Origin of the sequence: Falsirhodobacter algicola, assembly GCF_018279165.1 — a bacterium.
Classification (GTDB): domain Bacteria; phylum Pseudomonadota; class Alphaproteobacteria; order Rhodobacterales; family Rhodobacteraceae; genus Falsirhodobacter; species Falsirhodobacter algicola.
Genome location: NZ_CP047289.1, coordinates 1,375,659 through 1,399,080, shown reverse-complemented (window position 1 = coordinate 1,399,080; position 23,422 = coordinate 1,375,659). Strand labels below are relative to the sequence as shown.

Annotated in this window: 21 protein-coding genes; 13 read left to right on the top strand and 8 right to left on the bottom strand. The window is 65.3% G+C overall.

Annotated elements, in window-relative coordinates:
• Positions 1–51 precede the first annotated feature (51 nt).
• Both dnaJ and radC read left to right on the top strand, forming a co-directional pair.
• Positions 52–1,194 carry a molecular chaperone DnaJ gene (gene dnaJ, locus GR316_RS07120; protein ID WP_211783274.1) on the top strand — a complete coding sequence of 381 codons (1,143 nt, stop codon included), beginning with the start codon at positions 52–54 and terminating at the stop codon, positions 1,192–1,194.
• A 60-nt stretch (positions 1,195–1,254) separates the two neighbouring features.
• Positions 1,255–2,001: a RadC family protein gene (radC, locus tag GR316_RS07115; RefSeq protein WP_211783273.1), complete on the top strand. Its 747-nt coding sequence runs from the start codon at positions 1,255–1,257 to the stop codon at positions 1,999–2,001.
• A 33-nt stretch (positions 2,002–2,034) separates the two neighbouring features.
• Here the strand turns inward: radC and secA are convergent, their stop codons facing one another.
• Positions 2,035–4,752 (bottom strand): preprotein translocase subunit SecA, encoded by a 2,718-nt coding sequence (gene secA / locus GR316_RS07110; protein WP_211783272.1) that lies wholly within the window; start codon positions 4,750–4,752, stop codon positions 2,035–2,037.
• 200 nt (positions 4,753–4,952) lie between these two features.
• On the opposite strand from secA, the gene GR316_RS07105 reads away from it, so the two are divergent.
• From GR316_RS07105 to GR316_RS07090, 4 genes are all read left to right on the top strand, one after another.
• Entirely contained in the window at positions 4,953–5,840 is an 888-nt protein-coding gene (locus tag GR316_RS07105) for a peptidylprolyl isomerase (protein WP_249218721.1), read from the top strand.
• A gap of 10 nt (positions 5,841–5,850) precedes the next feature.
• Complete coding sequence (gene argJ / locus GR316_RS07100) at positions 5,851–7,188, top strand: bifunctional glutamate N-acetyltransferase/amino-acid acetyltransferase ArgJ (RefSeq protein ID WP_211783271.1); 1,338 nt, start codon at positions 5,851–5,853, stop codon at positions 7,186–7,188.
• Positions 7,185–7,583 (top strand): 8-oxo-dGTP diphosphatase MutT, encoded by a 399-nt coding sequence (gene mutT, locus GR316_RS07095; protein ID WP_211783270.1) that lies wholly within the window; start codon positions 7,185–7,187, stop codon positions 7,581–7,583. The genes argJ and mutT overlap by 4 nt, the downstream gene beginning before the upstream one ends.
• Before the next feature lie 113 nt (positions 7,584–7,696).
• Positions 7,697–7,840 (top strand): hypothetical protein, encoded by a 144-nt coding sequence (locus tag GR316_RS07090; RefSeq protein ID WP_211783269.1) that lies wholly within the window; start codon positions 7,697–7,699, stop codon positions 7,838–7,840.
• A gap of 98 nt (positions 7,841–7,938) precedes the next feature.
• Here the strand turns inward: GR316_RS07090 and infB are convergent, their stop codons facing one another.
• From infB to GR316_RS07065, 5 genes are all read right to left on the bottom strand, one after another.
• Positions 7,939–10,431, bottom strand: a complete 2,493-nt coding sequence (gene infB, locus GR316_RS07085; protein WP_211783268.1) for a translation initiation factor IF-2 — start codon at positions 10,429–10,431, stop codon at positions 7,939–7,941.
• On the bottom strand, positions 10,428–11,060 hold the full coding sequence (locus GR316_RS07080; RefSeq protein ID WP_390625154.1) for an RNA-binding protein: 633 nt from the start codon (positions 11,058–11,060) through the stop codon (positions 10,428–10,430). The genes infB and GR316_RS07080 overlap by 4 nt, the downstream gene beginning before the upstream one ends.
• Positions 11,061–12,668, bottom strand: a complete 1,608-nt coding sequence (nusA, locus tag GR316_RS07075) for a transcription termination factor NusA (RefSeq protein ID WP_211783266.1) — start codon at positions 12,666–12,668, stop codon at positions 11,061–11,063.
• A 21-nt stretch (positions 12,669–12,689) separates the two neighbouring features.
• Positions 12,690–13,310: a ribosome maturation factor RimP gene (gene rimP / locus GR316_RS07070; RefSeq protein ID WP_211783265.1), complete on the bottom strand. Its 621-nt coding sequence runs from the start codon at positions 13,308–13,310 to the stop codon at positions 12,690–12,692.
• Positions 13,311–13,435: 125 nt separating this feature from the next.
• Positions 13,436–14,272, bottom strand: coding sequence for an ABC transporter permease (locus GR316_RS07065; RefSeq protein ID WP_249218720.1), 837 nt, complete (start codon positions 14,270–14,272; stop codon positions 13,436–13,438).
• Between the two features lie 121 nt (positions 14,273–14,393).
• Here GR316_RS07065 and cysQ point away from each other — a divergent pair, with 121 nt between their 5' ends.
• The 7 genes from cysQ (at position 14,394) to GR316_RS07030 (ending at position 22,245) form a co-directional block, all read left to right on the top strand.
• Positions 14,394–15,185 carry a 3'(2'),5'-bisphosphate nucleotidase CysQ gene (gene cysQ / locus GR316_RS07060; RefSeq protein ID WP_211783264.1) on the top strand — a complete coding sequence of 264 codons (792 nt, stop codon included), beginning with the start codon at positions 14,394–14,396 and terminating at the stop codon, positions 15,183–15,185.
• Positions 15,185–15,991 (top strand): 3-deoxy-manno-octulosonate cytidylyltransferase, encoded by an 807-nt coding sequence (locus GR316_RS07055; protein WP_211783263.1) that lies wholly within the window; start codon positions 15,185–15,187, stop codon positions 15,989–15,991. The genes cysQ and GR316_RS07055 overlap by 1 nt, the downstream gene beginning before the upstream one ends.
• A 124-nt stretch (positions 15,992–16,115) precedes the next feature.
• Positions 16,116–17,009, top strand: coding sequence for a UTP--glucose-1-phosphate uridylyltransferase GalU (gene galU / locus GR316_RS07050; protein WP_211783262.1), 894 nt, complete (start codon positions 16,116–16,118; stop codon positions 17,007–17,009).
• A gap of 3 nt (positions 17,010–17,012) precedes the next feature.
• On the top strand, positions 17,013–18,086 hold the full coding sequence (locus GR316_RS07045; RefSeq protein ID WP_211783261.1) for a glycosyltransferase family 2 protein: 1,074 nt from the start codon (positions 17,013–17,015) through the stop codon (positions 18,084–18,086).
• Between the two features lie 76 nt (positions 18,087–18,162).
• Entirely contained in the window at positions 18,163–19,173 is a 1,011-nt protein-coding gene (locus GR316_RS07040; RefSeq protein WP_211783260.1) for a glycosyltransferase family 2 protein, read from the top strand.
• Positions 19,170–20,879, top strand: coding sequence for a DUF5927 domain-containing protein (locus GR316_RS07035; protein ID WP_211783259.1), 1,710 nt, complete (start codon positions 19,170–19,172; stop codon positions 20,877–20,879). Before GR316_RS07040 ends, GR316_RS07035 begins: the two co-directional genes overlap by 4 nt.
• A gap of 10 nt (positions 20,880–20,889) precedes the next feature.
• Positions 20,890–22,245 (top strand): nodulation protein NodH, encoded by a 1,356-nt coding sequence (locus tag GR316_RS07030; RefSeq protein WP_211783258.1) that lies wholly within the window; start codon positions 20,890–20,892, stop codon positions 22,243–22,245.
• Here GR316_RS07030 and GR316_RS07025 read toward each other — a convergent pair whose 3' ends face one another.
• Both GR316_RS07025 and hpf read right to left on the bottom strand, forming a co-directional pair.
• On the bottom strand, positions 22,246–22,710 hold the full coding sequence (locus GR316_RS07025) for a PTS sugar transporter subunit IIA (RefSeq protein ID WP_211783257.1): 465 nt from the start codon (positions 22,708–22,710) through the stop codon (positions 22,246–22,248).
• Positions 22,711–22,734: 24 nt separating this feature from the next.
• Positions 22,735–23,310, bottom strand: a complete 576-nt coding sequence (gene hpf, locus GR316_RS07020) for a ribosome hibernation-promoting factor, HPF/YfiA family (protein WP_211783256.1) — start codon at positions 23,308–23,310, stop codon at positions 22,735–22,737.
• Positions 23,311–23,422: the final 112 nt, after the last annotated feature.

Sequence of the window (23,422 nt, the reverse complement as noted above, 5' to 3'; positions counted from 1 at the left end):
AAGGAAGGGGCGGTCCGGGAACGGGCCGCCTCGCCTCATAGAGGACCCGGAATGGCAAAACGTGATTATTACGATGTCCTCGGCGTGGCACGCGGGGCGTCGGCGGAGGAGCTGAAGAAGGCCTATCGCACCAAGGCGAAAGAGCTTCACCCCGACCGCAACGCCGATAACCCGACCGCCGAGGCCCAGTTCAAGGACGTGAACGAAGCCTATGACGTCCTGAAGGATCCCGAGAAGAAGGCGGCCTATGACCGCTTCGGCCATGCGGCCTTCGAAGGCGGCATGGGCGGCGGCGGCGGTCAGCGCGGCGGCTATGGCCAGCAGGGCGATTTCGGCAGCGCCTTCTCGGACGTGTTCGAGGATCTGTTCGGCGATTTCATGGGCCGGGGTCAGGCGCGCAGCCGTGTGCAGCGCGGCTCGGACCTGCGCTACAACCTGCGCATCTCTCTTGAAGAGGCGTTCGCGGGATCGCAGAAGACGATCAACGTGCCCAGTTCCACCGCCTGCGACGCCTGCCACGGCACCGGGGCGGAGGGCGGCGCAGAGCCCGTCACCTGCCCCACCTGCGCCGGGATGGGCAAGGTGCGGGCGCAGCAGGGCTTCTTCACCGTGGAGCGGACCTGCCCGACCTGCAACGGCCTTGGCCAGATCATCAAGAACCCCTGCAAGGTCTGCCAAGGCGTCGGCCGGGTCGAAAAGGACCGCTCGCTGTCGGTCAACATCCCCAAAGGGGTGGAGACGGGCACCCGTATCCGCCTTGCCGGAGAGGGCGAAGCCGGGCTGCGCGGCGGGCCGTCGGGCGATCTCTACATCTTCATCGAGGTGGGGGAGCATCCGATCTTCCAGCGCGACGGCGTGAACCTCTATTGCCGGGTGCCGGTATCCATCGCTTCGGCCGCGCTCGGCGGCGAGGTGGAGGTGCCGACCATCGATGGCGGGATGAGCCGCGTGAAGGTGCCTGCAGGCAGCCAGACGGGCAAGCAGATGCGTCTGCGCGGCAAGGGGATGCCATCGCTGCGCGGTGCGGGCCTTGGCGACATGATGATCGAACTGGCGGTGGAAACTCCGGTCAACCTCACCGCCCGCCAAAAGGAGATCCTGCGCGAGTTCGACACGCTCTCCACCGACAACAACCCCGAGGGTCAGAGCTTCTTCTCCAAGGTGAAGAGTTTCTGGGACGGGATGAAAAGCTGATCGGGGCCGCCTTCGGGCGGCCTTAATCATTCGCTAACCATCTCTGCGCAATCTGGGCGGATGAAATCGTTTCACGAAGCCCCGCGCCTGTTCGACGAGGATGAGGCCCTTGCAACGCCCCTCTCCGGGCGGCTGCCCTCCTATATCGCCGATCACCGCAAGCGCCTGCGCGCTCGTTTCGCCGAAGGCGGGGCGGCGGCGATGCCGGATTACGAACTGCTGGAACTGCTGCTCTTCCGCTCCATCCCGCGGCAGGATGTCAAACCGCTGGCGCGGCTGCTGCTGGACACGTTCGGCGATCTGAACCGTGCCGTCACCGCCCCCCGTGCGCGCCTTCTGGCCGTGAAGGGGGTGGGGGAGGCCGTGGTGCAGGATCTGAAGATCCTCGAAGCGGTGGCGCAGCGGATGATGCGCGCGCGGGTGATGAACCGCCCGGTGCTGTCCTCGTGGGATGCGCTTTTGGATTACTGCCACACCGCCATGGCCCACCGGGAGACGGAGCAGTTCCGTGTCCTCTATCTCGACCGCAAGAACGTCCTGATCGCCGACGAGCAGCAGGGAGAGGGGACGGTGGACCACGTTCCCGTCTATCCGCGCGAGGTGATGAAGCGGGCGCTGGAGTTGAACGCCTCGGCGATCATCCTCGTGCACAATCATCCTTCGGGCGATCCGACGCCCTCGCAATCCGACATCTCCATGACCGTGCAGGTGCAGGATGCGGGGCAGGTGCTGGGCGTGACGCTGCACGATCACCTGATCATCGGGAAGGAGCGGGAGTTGTCCTTCCGAAGCGCCGGCTACCTCTGATGCGAAAAGGCGCCCCGCGGGGCGCCTTTGCCGTCAGACCAGACGGCCGTGGCAGTGCTTGAACTTCTCGCCCGATCCGCAGGGGCAGGGGTCGTTCCGGCCCACATCGCCCCAGACGGAAGGGTCGATATCCTCGGACGGGCCTTCCTCCTGCAGGATCGGCGCCTCGGGGGCGGCGTCGGCCTCCGGCTCGGGCGCTGCCGCGGCGGTCTGAATGTTCACGCCGCGCTGCTGCATCAGCTGCGCCAGCATGGCCTGACGCTCCTCCTCGGTCAGCGGGCGGATCTGGCACAGGCGCTGCGTTACGTCCTGACGCAGCGAATCGAGCATCGTCTCGAACAGGGCGAAGCCTTCGGTCTTGTATTCCGACAGCGGATCGCGCTGCGCATAGCCGCGGAAGCCCACGACCGAACGCAGATGCTCCAGCCGCATCAGATGCTCGCGCCATTTGGTGTCGATGGCTTGCAGCAGAACCTGCTTTTCGATGGATTTCATCTGCTCGGGGCCGAACTGCTCCACCTTTTCGGCCATCAGCTCGTCCGAGGCGGCGAAGATCCGGTCGCGCACGGCCATCTGGTCCACGCCTTCCTCGGCGGCCCAAGCGGCGATCGGCAGATCCAGCGTCAGCTTTTCTTGGATCGCGGCATGCAGCCCCTCGGTGTCCCAGCTGTCGGGATAGGATTTGGGGGGCATGTGGATGTCCACCAGATCCTCGATCATCTGATGGCGCATGTCCTGTGCGATCTCGGACAGATCCTCGGCGGCCATGATCTCGAGGCGCTGGCTGAAGATCGCCTTGCGCTGATCGTTCATCACATCGTCGAATTTCAGGAGGTTCTTGCGCATGTCGAAGTTGCGCGCCTCCACCTTAGCCTGCGCCTTTTCCAGCGATTTGTTCACCCAAGGGTGCACGATCGCCTCGCCTTCCTTCATGCCCAGCGTGGACAGGACCTTGTCCAGACGCTCGGAGCCGAAGATGCGCATCAGGTCATCCTCGAGGCTGAGGAAGAAGGCCGAGCGGCCCGGATCGCCCTGACGGCCCGAACGGCCGCGCAGCTGGTTGTCGATCCGGCGGGATTCGTGGCGCTCGGTGGCCAGAACGAACAGGCCGCCGGCCTCCAGCACCTTGGCCTTCTCGTCGGCATGCTCGGCCTCGACGCGGGTGCGCACCTCGTCGGGATCGGCCTCGGGGTCGGCGGCGAGGGCGTCCAGAACCTTCATGTCCACGCTGCCGCCGAGCTGAATGTCGGTGCCACGGCCCGCCATGTTGGTGGCGATGGTCACGGCCCCCAGCTTGCCGGCATCGGCGACGATCTGCGCCTCCTGCTCGTGCTGACGGGCGTTCAGGACGTTGTGGGGGATGCCTTCTTGCGTCAGCATCGCCGACAGCATCTCCGACTTCTCGATCGAGGTGGTCCCGACGAGGATCGGCTGCCGCTTGGCATGGGCCTCCTTGATCGAGGCGACGACGCCGAGATATTTCTCGCGGGCGGTGCGGAAGACCTGATCGTGTTCGTCCGTGCGGTTCACGCCGCGGTTGGTCGGAACCTCGACCACGCCCAGCTTGTAGATCTCCATGAACTCCTCGGCCTCGGTGGCCGCGGTGCCGGTCATCCCCGACAGCTTGTCATAGAGGCGGAAGTAGTTCTGGAAGGTGACGGAGGCGAGGGTGACGTTCTCGGGCTGGATCTTCACGCCCTCCTTCGCCTCGATCGCCTGATGCAGACCTTCGGACAGACGGCGGCCCTTCATCATGCGGCCGGTGAATTCGTCGATCAGCATCACCTCGCCGTCGCGGACGATGTAATGCTGGTCGCGCAGATAGAGCTTGTGGGCCCGCAGCGCCTGCGTGACGTGGTGCACCAGCGTCGTGCTTTCGGGATCATAGAGGGACTGCCCCTCGGGCAGCAGGCCCGCGCGCGTCAGCTCCTCCTCGACGAAATCATTGCCTTCCTCGGTGAAGGTCACGTTCCGCGTCTTTTCGTCCAGCTTGTAATGCTCTTCGGTGACCGAGGGGATCAGCTTGTCCACCGCCACATAGAGGTCCGAACGGTCCTGCGAGGGGCCGGAGATGATCAGCGGCGTGCGCGCTTCGTCGATGAGGATGGAGTCCACCTCGTCGACGATGGCGTAGTTGTGGCCGCGTTGCGCCATTTCCTCGATCGAGTTCTTCATGTTGTCGCGAAGATAATCGAAGCCGAGTTCGTTGTTGGTGGCGTAGGTGATGTCGCAGCGATAGGCGGCGCGCTTCTCATCCTCGGCCTGGAAGGGATAGACGACGCCGACCGTTAGGCCGAGCGCGCCGTGCACCTTCGACATCCATGCCGCGTCGCGCTTGGCAAGGTAGTCGTTGACGGTGACGACATGCACGCCCTTGCCCGTCAGCGCGTTCAGATAGGCCGGGAAGGTGGAGACGAGGGTCTTGCCTTCGCCGGTCTTCATCTCGGCGATGTTGCCCTTGTGCAGGAAGATGCCGCCCATCAGCTGCACGTCATAGGCGCGCAGGCCGAGGGCGCGGCGCGCCCCTTCGCGGCAGTTGGCGAAGGCTTCGGGCAGAAGGGCATCGAGGCTTTCGCCGCCCTGTGCGCGGCGCTGGAGTTCGGCCGTCTTATCCTTCAGACCCTGATCGGTCAGCGGCTTGAACTCCGGCTCCAGCGCGTTGATCTTTGCGACCAGCGGCCGAACAGACGAGACGACGCGGTCGTTGGGTGTGCCAAAGACTTTCTGTGCGAGAGTACCAAGACCGAGCATGTTTTCTCCGATGGGCCCCTGAACGGGGTCTCGTGACAAGATCGTGTGAGGCGGCCACCTTGCCCGATCCGACCGCCTTACCTAAAACGGCAGAAAGGTCCGGCGGCCCTGCGCTCATGCGCCTTGCGATGTAAGGGGTGGTCGGTGCCAAGTCAACGTCGCGCGATCCTCGTGCGGCCCCATGGGAGAAGACGATGCTGATGAAACACATGCTCTGCGCCACCGCGATGACGCTGGTGTTGGCCGCCCCGAGCCTTGCGCAGGACGCACAGCCCGCCGCCCCCGCCGACGCCCAGACCGCGCCCCGGATCGAGAATCCGACCGCCGACACGGTGGTGGCGACGGTCAACGGCAAGGACATCACGCTTGGCCAGATGCTGGTCCTACGCGAGCGTCTGCCCGCCCAGTATCAGCAGCTTCCCGATGACACGCTGTTCTCGGGCGTGATGGAGCAGCTGATCCAGCAGCAGATTCTGGCGGATTCGGCCGAAGGCAACCTGACGCCCAAGGACGAGATCGCGATGGAGATCGAGCGGCAGTCCTACCTCGCCTCCAAGGCGCTGGAAGAGGTCGCAGGCGCGGCCGTGACCGACGAGGCGCTGCAGGCCGCCTATGACGCGCAATATGCCGATGCCGAGCCGCAGACCGAATACAACGCCTCGCACATTCTCGTTCCGACCGAGGAAGAGGCCAAGGACATCAAGAAGCAACTCGACGACGGCGCGGACTTCGCCGAACTCGCCAAGGAGAAATCCTCGGACGGCGCGGCGCAGAATGGCGGCGATCTCGGCTGGTTCGGTGCCGGCATGATGGTGCAGCCGTTCCAAGATGCCGTGACTTCGCTGGAGGTCGGCGAAGTGTCCGATCCGGTGCAGACGCAGTTCGGCTGGCATGTGATCAAGCTGAACGACACCCGCGAGGCCGAAAAGCCGACGCTGGACGATGTGCGCGACGAGCTGACCACCCAGATCCAGCAAGAGGCCGTGTCCAAGCACCTGTCCGAAGTGACGCAGAACGCCGACATCACCCGCCCCGGAGAAGGGGTTGACCCGGCGGTGCTTCGCGACGATTCCTTGTTGAGCAACTAAGGAATCCGACATGGGCAAGACCGACTGGAAGGCCGAAGCCAAGACGCTGAAGAAAAAGCTGAACAAGGCCAAGGCAAAGCTGGACGCCGGCGCTCCGGCCCCGGCCAAGGCGAAGGCGGTCTCGCCCCTTGCCCCCAAAGAGGGCTTTCCACGCCTGCCCGACATCGCGGGCGTGGAGTTCGCGGCCGTGGAGGCCGGCATCCGCTATGCCGGGCGCACGGACCTGACGCTGATCCGCCTTGCGGGCGGCACCTCGGTGGCGGGGGTGTTCACGCGCTCCTCCACGCGGGCGGCTTGCGTGCTCGATTGTCAGGAAAAGCTGGCCATGACGGTCCCCCGCGGGGCCGGTGCGGCGATCGTCGTCAATTCGGGCAACTCCAACGCCTTCACCGGCAAGGCGGGCGTCGCCTCGGTTGCGGCGGTCACGGCGGCGGCGGCCCGCGCGCTGGATCTTCCGGCCTCGCGGGTCTTCTCCTCTTCCACCGGCGTGATCGGAGAGCCACTGCCCCACGACCGGATCGTGGCGCGGATGGACGATCTGGTGGCTGGGCTCGATTCGGCGGGGATCGAGATGGCCGCCCGCGCCATCATGACCACCGACACCTTCCCCAAAGGCGCCTCGGCCACCGTCGCGGGCGAGGGCGGCGAGATTCGCATCGCCGGGATCGCCAAGGGCTCGGGCATGATCGCGCCGGATATGGCGACGATGCTCGTCTACATCTTCACCGATGCCAAGATCGCGCCGCAGCGGCTTCAGACCATGCTGTCGCGGCAGGTGAACGACACGTTCAACGCCATCACCGTGGACAGCGATACCTCCACCTCGGATGCGCTGCTGCTGGCGGCGACGGGGCAGAGCCCGGCCGCCGAAGTGCGCAGCGGTCCCGTCGCGAAGGCCTTCGAGGACGCCCTGCGCGGCGTCATGCTCGATCTGGCCAAGCAGGTCGTGCGCGACGGCGAGGGGGCCACGAAATTCGTGGAGGTCCGCGTCCGCCGTGCAGCCAGCCTCGAGGACGCGCACCGCGTGGCCATGGCCATCGCGAACTCGCCCTTGGTCAAGACCGCCATCGCGGGCGAGGATCCGAACTGGGGCCGCATCGTCATGGCCGTCGGCAAATCCGGCGCCGCGGCCGAGCGCGACAAGCTGAAGATCACCCTCGGCGATATGGTTCTGGCCGAGAAAGGCTGGCGCAGCCGCACCTACTCCGAAGAGGAGGCGGCGGCCTATATGAAGAACGAGGAGTTGGTGATCGGGGTCGATCTGGGGATGGGCCGCGCGGCGCGCACCGTCTGGACCTGCGATCTGACGCATCGCTACATCGACATCAACGCCGACTACCGCTCGTGAAGCTGGTTCTCGTTTCGGCCGTGGCCCTGATCGACGATCGGGGCCGCATCCTTCTGGCCCAGCGGCCCGAGGGGAAAAGCCTCGCGGGCCTGTGGGAATTTCCCGGCGGCAAGATCGAACCCGGCGAGTCGCCCGAAACAGCTCTCGTGCGGGAACTGGCCGAGGAATTGGGGATCGTCGTCGATCCGGCCGATCTGACGCCGCTGACCTTTGCCAGCCACGCCTATGACAGCTTCCATCTGATGATGCCGCTCTTCGCCTGTCGGCGCTGGACGGGCACGCCCACGGGGCGCGAGGGGCAGGCGCTGGATTGGGCCGAGGTCGGGGCGCTGGAAAGCTATCCCATGCCCCCCGCAGACCTGCCTCTGCTGCCATCCCTTAGGGCGATTTTGTGACACGTCGATCACAATTCTGCTAATCAGCAAGCGATCGCGCATTTTTCTTGATGAAATCTTAACGGTTTTATGTACAGCATCTCTCATGGGGCAAGCCAAGAGGGAGACATTCAATGCTTCGCACGATCACCATTGGAAGCTGCATCTCGGTGCAGGGTCAGTTCGTCGATCACGCTGCTGACGGTCGGATCATCGTCAGTGTCGGCAGCAAGACGTTCGTCGGACGTCCGGTAACGGCACCCGCCGTCGCCGCCTGAACCAGCCGCGATACAGATAAGAAGAAAGCCGGGCCATCGTGGCCCGGCTTTTTTCATGCCCGAACGAAAAGGCCGGACCCGAAGGCCCGGCCAGATCCTTAGCTGAGCGTGCGGACCACTTCCTCGCGCTCGAAGATCTCGATGACATCGCCGGGGCGGATGTCTTCGTAGCGTTCGAAGGCCATACCGCATTCCTGACCGGAGATGACTTCCTTCACCTCGTCCTTGAAGCGTTTCAGCGTCTTCAGCGTGCCTTCGTGGATCACCACGTTGTCCCGCAGCAGGCGCACACCGGCCGAACGACGGGCGACGCCCTCGGTCACGAGGCAACCCGCCACCATGCCCACGCCGGTCACCTTGAAGGTTTCCTTGATGGTGGCATAGCCGATGAAGTGCTCGCGGATCTCGTTCTTCAGGAGGCCCGAAGCCGCATCGCGGATGTCGTCCACCAGATCGTAGATGATCGAGTAGTACCGGATCTCCACGCTCTTCTGGTTGGCCGAGTTGCGGGCCGAAGCGTTGGCACGCACGTTGAAGCCGATGATCGGCGCGTTCGACGCTTCGGCGAGGCCCACATCGGTGTCGGTGATGGCACCCACGCCGTAATGCAGGATGCGCACGCGCACCTCGTCGTTGCCGATCTTCTCCAACGCTTGGACGATCGCTTCGGCAGAGCCTTGCACGTCGGCCTTCACCAGCACCGGCAGTTCGGCCACGTCCTTGTCGGCCTTGGCCTTCGCCATCAGCTGTTCCAGCGTCGTGGCGGCACCGGCGGCGGCGCGTTTGTCCTTAGCCGCGTTCTCACGATAGGACGCGATCTCGCGGGCCTGCGCCTCGGTCTCGACCACGTTCAGCACGTCGCCTGCGGCAGGCGTGCCGTTCAGGCCCAGAACCTCGACCGGAACCGAAGGACCGGCTTCGTTCACCCGCTCACCCTTGTCGTTGATGAGCGCGCGGACCTTGCCCCACTGCTCGCCCACGACGAAGATGTCGCCGCGCTTCAGCGTGCCGTTCTGCACCAGAACCGTCGCGACCGGGCCGCGGCCGACATCCAGCTGCGCCTCGATCACGGCGCCCGAAGCGGCGCGACCGGGGTTGGCTTGCAGTTCGAGGATCTCGGCCTGAAGGGCGATGGCCTCCAGAAGGTTGTCGAGACCCAGACCCGTCTTGGCCGAAACCTCGACGTCCTGCACATCGCCGGACATCTCTTCCACCACGACTTCGTGCTGAAGCAGATCGGTGCGGACCTTGGTCGGGTTCGCGCCGGGCTTGTCGATCTTGTTGATCGCCACGATCATCGGAACCTTGGCGGCCTTGGCGTGATTGATCGCCTCAATCGTCTGGGGCATCACGGCGTCATCGGCCGCAACCACCAGAACCACGATATCCGTCACCTGCGCGCCACGGGCCCGCATGGAGGTGAAGGCCGCGTGGCCGGGCGTGTCGAGGAAGGTCAGCAGCGCGCCGCCTTCGGTCTTCACCTGATAGGCGCCGATATGCTGCGTGATGCCGCCAGCTTCGCCCGAAACGACGTTGGCCTTGCGGATCGCGTCCAGAAGCGAGGTCTTGCCGTGGTCGACATGGCCCATGATCGTGATGACCGGTGCGCGGGGGGCCAGATCTTCCGGCTTGTCCTGCACATGGTGGATCACCTGCTCCACATCCGCGTCCGAGACGCGGACGGCGCGGTGGCCGAATTCCTCGATCACCAGCTCGGCCGTATCGGCGTCGATGGTCTGGTTCATCGTGACCATCATGCCCATCTTCATGAGCGATTTGACCACGTCCGCCGCGCGTTCCGTCATACGGTTCGCCAGTTCCGACACCACGATCGTCTCGGGGATGCGGACATCGCGGAACTGCTTTTCGGCGCGCTGGCTGCCCATCGCCTTCTGGCGGGCCTTTTCCTGCTTGCGCTTCATCGCCGCGAGGGAGCGCGTACGCCCGCCTTCGCCCGACAGCGCATCGTTCAGCGTCAGCTTGCCCGACCGGCGGTTGTCCTCGCGGCCTTTGCCCACGCGGTCGCGGTCCTCGCGCTCACGCTCGGACTTGCGGGGGGTGGGCGCACCGGTGCGCACCGGTGCCGGGCCGTTGTTGTTCTGGCGCGGGGCAGGGGCCTCGGCTTCGGCGCGCTTGGCGGCCTCGGCGCGGCGGGCATCGGCTTCGGCAAGCGCCTTCAGACGCTCCTCTTCCTCGGCCTTGGCCTTCAGGGCTTCCTGACGCTCGCGCTCTTCGCGCTCGCGGGCTTCCAGTTCCTCGCGGCGGCGCTGGCGTTCTTCTTCGCGCTGACGCTCTTCCTCGGCGCGGCGAAGGGTATCCTCCGCCTCGCGGGCCTTGGCGGCCTTCAGCGCGTTCAGGCGGCGCTCCATCTCGGCATCGGAGATGCCGGCGGGGCGTTTCGAAGGATCGCCCAGACGCTGGCCGCCGCCAGAGGCCGACCCCGGAGCGGTCGGCTTCGGCACGACAACGCGCTTGCGCTTCGTTTCCACCAGAACGCTTTTGGTCCGGCCGTGGCTGAAGCTTTGCTTCACGGACCCCGAACGCGGGGCGCCACCCATGCCGAGGGGTTTCTTACCGTCTGTATCGCTCATGCGTCTTTCGTATCCCTTCCGGCGGGCCTGCCGCCGATATTTCCGCGAAGCCCGGCGAGTCTTGCCGCTTCCTCTACAACACGTGTCGTGAGTCCACCAGCCGCAAGCGCGCCGTGTATCGCATGTTCACGTCCGAATGCCAAACCCAATTCCTGAGCGGTCAGGCAGCCTATGAACGTTTCGCTCCCGCCCGGGGGGTGCAATTTGGACTTGCCGCGCTCCGAGCCGTCGCTGGCTTGCACAAGGATCCGTGCCTTGTCCTTCACCAGCCAGTCTTTCACCTTCTCATAGCCCGTCACGGCTTCGCCTGCCTTGCGGGCGAGGCTGATCAGGTCCACGACCCGCCGTGCCATCTGCGTCTCCACCACATCGGCAAGACCGTCGGGCACCGTCACGGGCTTTCGGGCGGCGCGGGCGAACAGCCCCTTCTTCGCCGCCGTCTCGATCGCCTTGCGGTCGGCCGAGACATAGAAGCCGCGCCCCGGCAGCCGCCCGAGCACGTCGGGCACCACCTGCGCTTCGGGGCCGAGGCCGAAGCGGATCAGCCCCGCCCTCGGGCCGCTCTGGCCCGTGACGATGCATTTCCGTTCGGGATCATCCCGCATGTCGTCCCGGCCACCGCGCGTCATTTACGCCTCTTCTTCGTCCTCTTCGGCCTCGTCCTGCGAAGCCTCCAGTTCGGTCGGATCGACCCAACCCAGCATCACGCGGGCCGTCATCACCATCGTCTGCGCCTCTTCGAGAGACACATCGAACGGCTCCAGCACGCCATCGTCCTTGATGCGCTTGCCATCCTGCGAGGTCCAGCCGCCGGCCAGCTCCCAATCGGCGCAGGTCGCAAAGTCCTCAAGGGTCTTGATGCCGTCCTTGGCAAGCGCCTCGACCATCTGGGGCGTCAGCCCCTCGAATTCGATCAGGCTCTCCTCGGCGCCAAGGGCGCGGGCCGTTTCCAGCGCCTTGGCATTGGCGGCTTCGAGATGGTCGCGGGCGCGGGCCTGTAGCTCGGCGGCCGTACCTTCGTCGAAGCCGTCGATCGACAGAAGTTCGTCCTGATCGACATAGGCGACTTCTTCCAGATTGGTGAAGCCCTCCGAGACAAGGAGTTGGGCCATCATCTCGTCGATATCAAGGGTCTCGATGAACAGATTCGTACGATCGTTGAACTCGGCCTGACGGCGCGCGCTCTCGTCGCTCTCGGTCATGATGTCGATATCGAGCGCGGTCAGCTGGCTGGCAAGGCGCACGTTCTGGCCGCGGCGACCGATCGCGAGGCTGAGCTGCTCGTCCGGGACCACGACTTCGATCTTGCCGGCGTCGTCGTCGATGACGACCTTGCTGACTTCGGCCGGTTGCAGCGCGTTCACGAGGAACGTCGCCTGATCCTCGTTCCACGGAATGATGTCGATCTTCTCGCCTTGCAGCTCGTTCACGACGGCCTGCACACGGCTGCCGCGCATCCCGACGCAGGCCCCCACCGGGTCGATGGAGTTGTCGTAGGAGATGACGGCGATCTTGGCGCGGCTGCCCGGGTCGCGGGCGACGGCCTTGATCTCGATGATGTTGTCGTAGATCTCCGGCACTTCCATCTTGAACAGTTCGGCCATGAACTGCGGGTCGGTGCGGCTGAGGAAGACCTGCGGTCCGCGCGGCTCGCGGCGCACATCCTTGATGTAGCAGCGGATGCGGTCGTTCGGGCGATAGCTTTCGCGGCCGATCTTCTCGTTCCGGCGCAGGATCGCTTCGCCCCGGCCGATATCCACGATGATGTTGCCGTATTCCTCGCGCTTGACGAGGCCGTTGATGATCGTGCCCTTGCGGTCCTTGAACTCGTCGAACTGACGATCGCGCTCGGCCTCGCGGACCTTCTGCAGGATCACCTGCTTGGCCGATTGCGCGGCGATGCGGCCCAGATCGACGGGCGGAACCTCGTCGATGACCTCTTGGCCGATCTGCGGGTCGGCAAGGTAGGATTTCGCCTGCTTCACCGTCAGCTGCGCGTGATGATTCTCGAACTCTTCGTCGGCGACGACGGTGCGGATGCGCGCGAACGAGGCGCGGCCGGTCTTGCGGTCGATCTTCACGCGGATGTCGAGGTCCGCACCGTAGCGCGACTTCGCGGCACGGGCGAGGCTGTCCTCCATCGCCTGGATCACCAGATCCGGGTCGATCATCTTTTCACGCGCCACCGCCTCGGCGGTCTGCAGAAGTTCAAGCTGGTTGGCAGAGGTGATCGCCATGGCATTCGGCCTTTCGAAAGGTCAGTGCTTGGTTGCGGGGGTGTCGAGGGCGTCGTCGTCCTCGTCCGTGTCGGAATCGGAGGTCTGAACCTCGTCGAAGGCCGATTCGTCGAACGCGCCGCTGGCCTTCTTCTGGCGCAGCATCTCGGCGATCAGATCGTCGGTCAGGATCAGCTTGGCATCCGACAGCCATTCGAATTCAAGACCGATGGTCAGGATGTCGCCACCCTCCTCGATCTCGATCAGAACCTCGCTGCCTTCGGTGCCGCGCAGGAAGCCCTTGAAGCGGCGGCGCCCGTCGATCAGCTCCGTCGTCTCGAGGCGGGCCTCGTAATCGGTCCACATGTCGAAGTCCTTCAGCCGCGTCAGCGGCCGGTCGATCCCGGGGGAGGAGACTTCGAGCACGTAATTGTCCTCGATCGGGTCCTCCACGTCGAGAACGGCCGAGACGGCGGTGGAGATGGTCGCGCAATCCTCGACCTCGATCCCGCCCTCGGGGCGGTCGGCCATGATCTGAAGGACGCGGGTTCGGCCGCCCATCAGACGGATGCGAACCAGCTCGAAGCCGAGGCCCTCGATCGTCGGGGTCACGATCTCGGCGAGGCGCCGGTCGATGGCGGTCTTTGCGATGAGGTCGGTCATTGGGGATTCCAGAAACAAAAAAGCGGGCCGAGCGGCCCGCATGTTCATCCGGTGGAGCCCCGGGTTTGGACCCCGACGCGCCGCTATTGCTGCTCATATAGCCGAAGGCGCACCGCGATGCAAGATCAGTCGCGCGCCCCCCACGACGAGGAGGCATGTTTGCGGGTGTAGAACTCCCACATCAGCCCGATGGCGAAGCAGACGGTCATCACCTTGATCGGATAGCTGAGCGAGGAATTGTGCGGATGGTAGTTCAGGAACATGTAGCCGCGCCCTTGGTCGATGATGTGGAACAGCGGGTTCCAATCGAACAGCGCCAGCATCGCGGCGGGCAGGGTGTTGGCGAGGAACATCTTCCCCGAGGCGATCATGTTCGCCCGTTGATAGAGGAGCGTGAGGATCCCCACCAGCTTCGGGGCCCAAGGGCGGGCCGCCATGAAGATCATCCCCACCGCGACGCCAAGGCCCCATGCCATCAGGAACATCCCGGCGAACCCCACCGGATCGAAGATGGTGATCGGATTGATTAGCGCGTGGTAGATGAAGAGGATCGTCAGAAGCGTGAAGACCTGCGTATAGAGCGTGCCGATCGCGGCGGCGCTGATCGCGATGATCGGGTTCATCGGCGCGTGCTGCATCATCGCCGAAGTCGGCCCGTCCGCGCCGCTGATCGCGCCCACCGTCTTGGTATGCGTCAGGAACATGAAGATCCCCGACATCACATAGAGCATGAAATCGCCGCGCACCGCCGCGCCGCGCAGCCCCAGCACCGACATCATGACATAGAAGATCGCGACCATCATGCAGGCCTGAACCATGTTCATCATCAGCGCCATCACGGCATTGCCGCTGCCTTTGCGCGCATTGCGGACCGAAGCGTGGTACACGACCTCGCCGAAGCGGAAGGCCCGGCTGAAGAAGCCGCGGCGCTGGACGGGTCGGAACAGGGGGTTGGCGGTCATGGGCGGTCTCTCCCTCGGGGCGGGCGGAATGACGCCTTGCCGTCCGGTAACGCAACGAGGATAAGGGGGAACGCATCGAACGGCAATGCTCTTGCCACCGCATATCATGAGGAGACTCGCGATGGATTTCGACAGGATGATCGCCGTCATGCGCCGGCTGGCCCTCGAGGCGGGCGACCGGATCATGGAGATCTACGAAGCGCCCGATTTCGACGTACGCGCCAAATCCGACGACAGCCCGGTGACCGCCGCCGATGAGGCCGCCGACGCGCTGATCGCCGCCGGCCTGCGCGAGGCGTTCCCCGACATGACCCTGATCACCGAGGAGCAGGCCGACAGCCACGCGCTGACCGCCTCCACGTTCCTGATCGTCGATCCGCTGGACGGCACGAAGGAATTCGTGCAGCGCCGCGGCGATTTCACCGTGAACATCGCCTATGTCGAGGATGGCGTGCCGGTCCGCGGCGTCGTCTTCGCCCCGGCCAAGGGGCGGCTGTTCTACACGCTGCCCGACGGCACCGCGGTGGAGGAGACGGGCGCCCTGCACAAGGACGTGCCCGGCGACGTGCTGCCCCTGAAGGTCTCGACCCCGGACAATGACGCGCTGATCGTGGTCGCCTCCAAATCGCACCGCGATCAGGCGACGGACGACTATATCGGCCGCTACGAGGTGCGCGACATGACGAGCGCCGGGTCCAGCCTGAAGTTCTGCCTCGTGGCGACGGGGGAGGCGGATCTCTATCCGCGCCTCGGCCGCACGATGGAATGGGATACGGCGGCGGGCGACGCGGTTCTGCGCGGCGCGGGCGGCCATGTCATCGGCTTCGAGGATCGTCAGCCGCTGGCCTATGGCAAGGCCGGCTGGGCCAATCCCTTCTTCATCGCCCATGCTCCGGGAGTGGATCTGCGCTGATGTCCGTTCTCGTCGTCATTCCTGCCCGCTATGCCTCCACCCGCTATCCCGGCAAGCCGCTCGTGGCGCTGCGCGGCCCCGATGGGGAACCGCGCAGCCTGATCCGCCGCAGTTGGGATGCGGCAATGTCCGTCTCGGGGGTGGACCGCGTCGTCGTCGCCACCGACGACGAACGCATCCGCAGCCATGCCGAGGGGTTCGGCGCCGAGGTGGTCATGACCTCGGTCGAATGCCGCAACGGCACCGAACGCTGCGCCGAAGTGGCCGCGGCGCTTTCCGGCCACGAGATCATCGTGAACTTGCAAGGGGACGCGCCGCTGACCCCGGCATGGTTCGTGGAGGATCTGGTGAAGGGCCTGCGCGCCGCCCCGGATGCCGAGATCGCGACCCCGGTGCTGCGCTGCGACGGGGCGACGCTGAACGCGCTTCTGGCCGACCGCCGGGCGGGCCGCGTCGGCGGCACCACAGCGGTGTTCGGCGCGGGGGGCCGGGGGCTCTACTTCTCCAAGGAAGTGATCCCCTACACCGGCCAATCCCATGCGGAGGATGCGCAAACGCCCGTCTTCCACCATGTCGGCGTCTATGCCTACCGCCCCGAGGCGCTGGCGGCCTATCCCTCGTGGGATGTCGGCCCGCTGGAAACGCTCGAAGGGCTGGAGCAGCTGCGTTTCCTCGAAAACGGTCGCCATGTGCTCTGCGTCGAGGTTCAGGCGAAGGGCCGCAAGTTCTGGGAGTTGAACAACCCCGAGGACGTGCCCCGGATCGAGGCGATTCTTGCCGAGGACGCCCACCCGAACCGTGCGTGACAGGTTGAAGGATTCATCTGATAGGCTAAACTCCCCCCGTTGAGGGGTGGAGCAGGCTTGCAAAGTCACGATTTTTATCCGTCAATCACAATCCCGCGTCCTGCCACGCAAAAAAGTGAGAGTCATGAGCATCAAGAAGGTCACGAAAGCCGTTTTCCCCGTCGCCGGTATGGGAACGCGCTTTCTTCCTGCAACCAAGTCCGTCCCCAAGGAGATCCTCTCTCTCGTCGACCGCCCGCTGATCCAATACGCCATCGACGAGGCTCGGGCGGCGGGGATCGAAGAGTTCATCTTCGTCACCTCGCGCGGCAAGACCGCGCTGGAGGATTACTTCGACGTCTCGCCCACGCTGCAGGCCTCGCTCGAAGCGTCGAACAAGACCGAGCTTCTGGAGATCCTGCGTCAGACCAACATGGATGACGGCCGCATCGCCTATGTCCGCCAGCACCGTGCGCTGGGCCTTGGTCATGCCGTCTGGTGCGCACGCCGCCTGATCGGCGACGAGCCCTTCGCCGTCATGCTGCCCGACGACGTGATCGCCGGCGACACGCCCTGCCTTGCCCAGATGGTCGAAGCCTACGAGCAGACCGGCGGCAACATCGTCGCCGCGATGGAAGTGCCGACCGAAAAGACCAGCTCCTACGGCATCCTCGACATCTCCGAGGACATGGGCTCCACCGTCCGCGTTCGCGGGATGGTCGAAAAGCCCAAGAGCAACCCGCCCTCGAACCTTGCCGTGATCGGCCGCTACATCCTGACGCCGCAGGTTCTGGAGACGCTGGACAAGAAAGAGACGGGTGCCGGCGGCGAGATCCAGCTGACCGACGCCATCGCCAAGGAAATCACCGCCTCCAACAACGTCTATGGCTTCCGCTTCAGCGGGCAGCGCTATGACTGCGGTTCCAAGGCGGGCTTCCTGCAGGCCACCGTGGCCTACGGCCTTGCACGCGACGACCTGCGGGAGGAGTTCAGCAGCTTCCTCACCGACATGGTGGCTTCCGGCAAGATCACGACCTGAGCCATGCGGCGCAGCCCTCCGGCACCGCCCGCCGGCATCGGAGAGCTGCGCCCCCCCGGCCGATCCGCCGCAGAGTTGCGGGTCGTCTGGGGCCTTGGCGTGCGGCGGCGCCGGCTTCTGTGGCGGGCATGGCAGGCCCGCAGGGCCCTGACGCCCCGGCAGGACCGCACCGCCGCCATCCGCCCCGGCGATATCCTCTGCTTTTCCTGCATTCGGAACGAAGCCGAGCGTCTTCCGCATTTCCTCGCGCATACCCGCGCCCTTGGCGTTCGTCATTTCCTGATCGTGGACAATGGCAGCGACGATGGCAGCGCCGCGTATCTGGCTCAGCAGCCCGATGTCTCGCTCTGGTCGGTGCAGGGCGGCTACAAGGCGGCGCGGTTCGGCGTCGATTGGACAAGCTGGCTTCAGACCCGCTACGGGCATGGGCATTGGTGCCTTACCCTCGATGCCGATGAACTGCTGATCTATCCCTATTGGCAGAGCCGCGATCTGCACGCCCTGACGGGCTGGCTGGAGGGGCAGGGGCGGCGCGCCTTTCCGGCGATGATGCTGGATCTCTATCCCAAGGGGCCCCTCTCCTCGGCGGTGCATGTGCCGGGGCAGGACCCGACGGAGCGGCTGTGCTGGTTCGATCACGGGAATTACTCGTGGAAGATCCAGCCCCGGATGCGCAATTTTTGGATACAGGGCGGCCCGCGCAGCCGCGCCCTGCTGGACGATCCCCGCCGCGGGCCGACGCTGAACAAGGTGCCGCTGATCCTGTGGCGGCGGGGCTATGTCTACAGCAACTCCACCCATTCGGCGCTGCCGCGCGCCCTGAACCGCGTCTATGACGAGGCGGGGGGCGAGGCCCCTTCGGGCCTTTTGCTGCACACCAAGTTTCTGAACACCGCCCCTGCCCGCGCCACCGAGGAAAAGGGCCGGGGGGAGCATTTCTTCGACGGTCGCCTCTATGACGGCTATTACGACGCGGTGGCCGCCGATCCCGACCTTTGGCATCCCCATGCGCAGCAGTTGCGCGGCTGGCGGCACCTCGAGGCGTTGGGCCTTATGTCGCGGGGCGGCTGGATCTGAGCGTTCCGGGCGATATCCGCTTGATACGGCGGCGATCTTGCGTGATCCCTGAGGGGGAGATGCGGATGGGGGATCCTTGGGTCTGAAACAGCAATACCGGCTGCGGCTTCTGCGCAAGCAGCGCCTCTGGCGGGCGCGTCGGCGGGCCGGGGATCTTCGGGTGGTGGCCGACCGCACGGGGCGCATCCGCTCCGACGATATCCTGCTGTTCTGCACCCTGCGCAACGAGCGTATCCGTCTGCCCTATTTCCTCGACTATTATCGCAAGATGGGCGTCGGGCATTTCCTGTTCGTGGACAATGGCAGCACCGATGGATCGCGCGACTATCTTGCGCGGCAATCCGACACCTCGGTCTGGACGACGACGGCCAGCTACCGGCAGGCCGGGTTCGGGATAGACTGGCTGAACGGCCTTTTGCGCCGCTATGCGCATGGACATTGGGCGCTGACGGTCGATCCGGACGAATTCCTCGTCTATCCGTTCTGCGACCGGCGGCCCCTCGATGCGCTGACCGATTGGATGGCCAGTTGTTCGATCCGCTCGCTCTCGGCGATGCTGATCGACATGTACCCGCGCGAGGCGATCGGCGCGGCCACCTACCGCGAAGGGCAGGACCCGTTCGAGATCGCGCAATGGTTCGACGCGGGCAATTACCAGATCAGCCGGAACGAGACCTATGGCAACCTCTGGATTCAGGGCGGGCCGCGCAGCCGGGTCTTCTTTGCCGACCGCCCGCGCGCGGCCCCGGCGCTGAACAAGGTGCCGCTGGTGCGCTGGCACCGCAACTACGCCTATATCAGTTCCACCCATATGCTGCTGCCGCGCGGGCTGAACGCGACCTACGACCGCTGGGGCGGGGAACAGGTGTCGGGCTGTCTGCTGCATGCCAAGTTCCTCGACACCTTCGGCGGCAAGGCCGAGGAGGAATTGCAGCGCGGCGAGCATTACGCGCAGAGCCGCGAATACATGGCCTATCGCGACCGGATGGAGCATGAGCTCGTGCTGTGGTCGCGTTGGAGCGAGCAATATGTAAACTGGCGCCAGCTTGAAATTCTGGGCCTGATGTCGAAGGGGAACTGGGCGTGACCACCGGCTTCGTCATGCTGTGTCACACCGCGCTGGACCGGGCGGCGCAGGTGGCCCGCTACTGGGCGCAACAGGGCTGCCCGGTGGTGATCCATGTGGATGCCCGCGTGAAGAAACGCGCGATGCGCAAGATGCGGCAGGATCTGGCGGATCTGCGGCGGATGGTGAAATTCTCGCCCCGCTATCGCTGCGAATGGGGCGGTTGGAACCTCGTGGCCGCCACGCAGGATGCGGCCTCGCTGCTGCTGCGCGAGTTTCCGAAGGCCGGGCATGTGTTCCTGATCTCGGGCGCGTGCCTGCCCTTGCGGCCGGCGGCCGATCTCGTGGCCTATCTGCGGGACCGCCCGGATGTCGATTTCATCGAATCGGTCACGACCGAAGAGGTCGGCTGGACGATCGGCGGCCTCGATATCGAGCGGTTCCAGCTGTATTTCCCGTTCTCGTGGCGGCGCAACCGCAAGCTGTTCGACCGGATGGTGCGGTTGCAGCGCCGCCTGCATCTGCGCCGCCGCATTCCGGCGGGGCTGGTGCCGCATCTGGGAAGCCAGTGGTGGTGCCTCAGCCGGGCGACCCTGACGGCCATCCTCGAAAGCCCGGACCGGGCGATGCACGACCGCTATTTCCGGCAGGTCTGGATTCCGGACGAAAGTTATTTCCAGACCCTTGCGCGGCGCTATGCCACCCGGATCGAAAGCCGGTCGCTGACGCTGTTCAAGTTCGACTATCAGGGCCGCCCGCACATCTTCTACGACGATCACCTGCCGCTTTTGCGCCGGTCGGATTGTTTCGTGGCACGCAAGATCTGGGCCCATGCGGACGAACTCTATGCCGCGTTCCTGTCGCCCGAGGCCCGCCAGCGCGCCAAGGCCGAGCCGAACCCTGGCCGCATCGACCGTCTCTTCACCGCCGCGACCGAGCGGCGCGTGCGCGGCCGTCCCGGCCTCTATATGCAAAGCCGCTTTCCGGTCGATAACTTCGAGAATGGAAAGACCGCCGCCCCCTATTCGGTGCTGCAGGGTTTCGCCGATGTCATGCCCGATTTCCCGGACTGGCTGGCGCGGATGACCGGCGCGCGGGTGCATGGCCATCTCTTCGCCCCCGACAAGGTGCAGTTCGCGGGCGGCGAGACGATCTTTCAGGGCGGGCTTTCCGACAGCCCACGCCTGCGCGACTACGACGCCAAGAGCTTCCTGACGAGCCTGATCTGGAACACCCGCGGCGAGCGGCAGTGCTTCCAGCTTGGCCCGAACGACAATCAGGGGCTGAACTCGTTCATGGCGGCCGATCTGAACGCCCATATCTCCATCGTGACGGGGGCGTGGGCGCTTGGCCTCTATCATTCCGGGCTGCCCTTCGACGATATCCGGCGCGAGGCGGCGCGGCTGCAGCGCGTGGAGATGGCGCTGCTGGAACTGTTGCAGGTGCATTGGCTGAAGGCGCAGGTGCGGGTCTGGACGCTGGCCGATTTCCTCGACAACCCCGTGGAGGCGCTTCAGACCGTGGTCGAAGACATCGCCCCCCGTCTGCGCCCCCGCGTGGTCGAGATCCCGCCGATGGTGGATCTGCACGGCTTCGGCCGCTTCCTGCAGGAGTTGCGCAACCAAGGGATGCAGCCCATGGTGATGGGCGATTATCCCGCCTCGGACAATTTTCACCCCGACGCCCGCTACAGTCGGCCCCACTTGGTGACGCGACGTGACGTATAGAAGCTTTGTGATGTTCGCGGCGATGCGGACCGGCTCCAACTTTCTCGAGGCGAGCCTGAACGCCTTTCCCGGCATCACCAGCTATGGCGAGGTGTTCAACCCCGGCTTCATGGGCAAGCTCAATCAAGACACGCTGCTGGACACGACGCTGGCCGAGCGCGATGCCGACCCGCTGGCCTTCCTCGAGCGGATGCGCCTGCAGACCGAGGGGATGCCCGGTTTCCGGCTGTTCCACGACCATGACCCGCGGGTGATCGCGGCGGTGCTGGACGATCCGACCTGCGCCAAGATCGTGCTGACGCGCAATCCGCTCGACAGTTATGTCTCGCTTCTGATCGCGCGGGAAACGGGGCAATGGCGGCTGACCAACATCCGCGCCCTGCGCAGCGCCAAGGTGCGTTTCGATCCGGCGGAGTTCGTCCGCCATCTGGACGGTCTGGCGGAGTTCTACGACCATGTGCAGCGGCGGCTTCAGGTGACGGGGCAGGCGGCCTTCCACATCGATTACGACGATCTGCAGGATGTGGAGGTGCTGAACGGCCTTGCGGGGTTCCTCGGCATCGAGGGTCGGCTGGAGGCGGTCGATGACAAGCTGAAGAAGCAGAACCCCGAACCGATCTGGCAAAAGCTGGAGAATCCCGAGGCGGTGGAGGAGGCGCTGGCGCGCATCGACCGCTTCTCGCTCTCCAAGGTGCCGACCTTCGAGCCGCGCCGCGGCGCCGTCGCCACCACCTATATCGCCGGGCGCGAGGCGCCGCTCCTGTTCATGCCGATGCGGGGCGGGCCGGAGGCGCAGGTGACGGCATGGCTCGATCAGGTTTCGCGGGGGGTGCTGGCCGAGGCCGACCGCCGCACCCTGCGCGACTGGGGCCGGGGGCAGCCGGGCTGGCAGGCCTTCACGGTGCTACGCCATCCCCTCGTGCGCGCCCATGCCCTGTTCGAACGCGAGGTGCTGACCCGCGAGATGCCCGAAGTCGTGGGCGTTCTGAAGCGCGTCTATGGCATGCAGATGCCCCGCCGCCGCAACACCGCCGAGGATTACCGCACGGCCTTCCTGTGCTTCCTGCGGTTCCTGAAGGCCTATCTCGGCGGGCAGACGAACCTGAAGGTCAGCGCGCGGCTGGCCAGCCAAGCGGCGCTGATCGAAGGGTTCGCCCGCTTCCGCAGCCCCGATCTGATCCTGCGCGAGGATGATCTGGCCGAAGGGCTCGCCTTCCTCGGGCGCCGTCACGGATTGCCGCAGGCGGACCTTCCGCCCGCCGGCGATCCGCCGCTCTTTGCGCTGGAGGAGATCGTGGATGACACCGTGAAGGCCGCCGCGCGCGACGCCTATGCGCGCGATTACGACCTTTTCGGGTTCGACTGATCAGGCCGCCTGCGAGCCGCGGGCCTCGGTCAGGATGGCGTGCAGTTTGGCGGGATCGGAATTGGCGCGCAGCTTCTGGCAGATCTGCTGATCGCGCATCGTGCGCGACACCAGCGCCAGCGCCTTGAGGTGATCGACGCCCGAATCCTTGGGCGCGAAGAGGGCGAAGATCAGATCCACCGGCTGGCGGTCCACGCTGTCGTAGTCTAGCGGCTTTTCCAGCCGGACGAACACGCCCTGAATGGCCGGAAGGTTGTGCAGGCGGGCATGGGGCAGGGCGATGCCATGCCCCACGCCGGTCGGTCCAAGGCTTTCACGTTCCTGAAGCCCGTCGATCGCGCCCGCGGCCCCGATGCCGTAGGCCGCGGCGGCCATCTCGCCCAGATCCTGAAACAGGCGCTTCTTGCTCGAGATATGCCCGATCACGCGGACCGCGCCAGGCGCGAGGATCTTCGTCAATTCCATGCGATCTCCGGCCCGGCGGGGCCATCACTTTGTGTTGCGCGGGTCGATCCAGCCGATATTGCCGTCATCGCGGCGATAGACGACGTTCACGCCCCCATGTCCTTCGTTGCGGAAGACAAGCATCTGCTGCCCCCCAAGTTCCAGCTGCATGACGGCCTCACCCACCGTGATCGCGGGCACGCGGGCCTCGGTCTCGGCGATGATCATCGGCTGCCATGCTTGATCCTCGGCCTCGTCGGCCTCCTCGGATGGCGCAAGGATATAAGAGGATGCGCCCCCGAATTCAACCGGCGTCGTCCGCTCGCGGTGGTGGTCGCGCAGACGGCGTTTGTAGCGGCGGACCTGCTTGTCCATTTTCTCGCGCGCGGCCTCGAATGTGGCATAGATTTCCGAGGCGCGGGCCTTGGCCGAAATGTTCAGACCGGTGGACAAATGGATGACGACCTCGCAGGTGTATTCATGCGCAATCCGCGAAAAGATGATCATCGCGTCGGTCGGACGCTGAGCATACTTCTCGATCATCTCGTTCAGCTCGGATCGGACATGGGTCTGCAGAGCTTCGCCGATGTCGATCTGTTTCCCGCTGATCTGGTAACGCATGGTCGTCCTCCTTCAAGCATGCGGACCGCAAAGGGCCCATCTTCTAATGATGGGCATGTGCGCATCGAAATCCAGTGCGCAGTGCGGGGGACGGCAAAATAGCGCGCCCGGA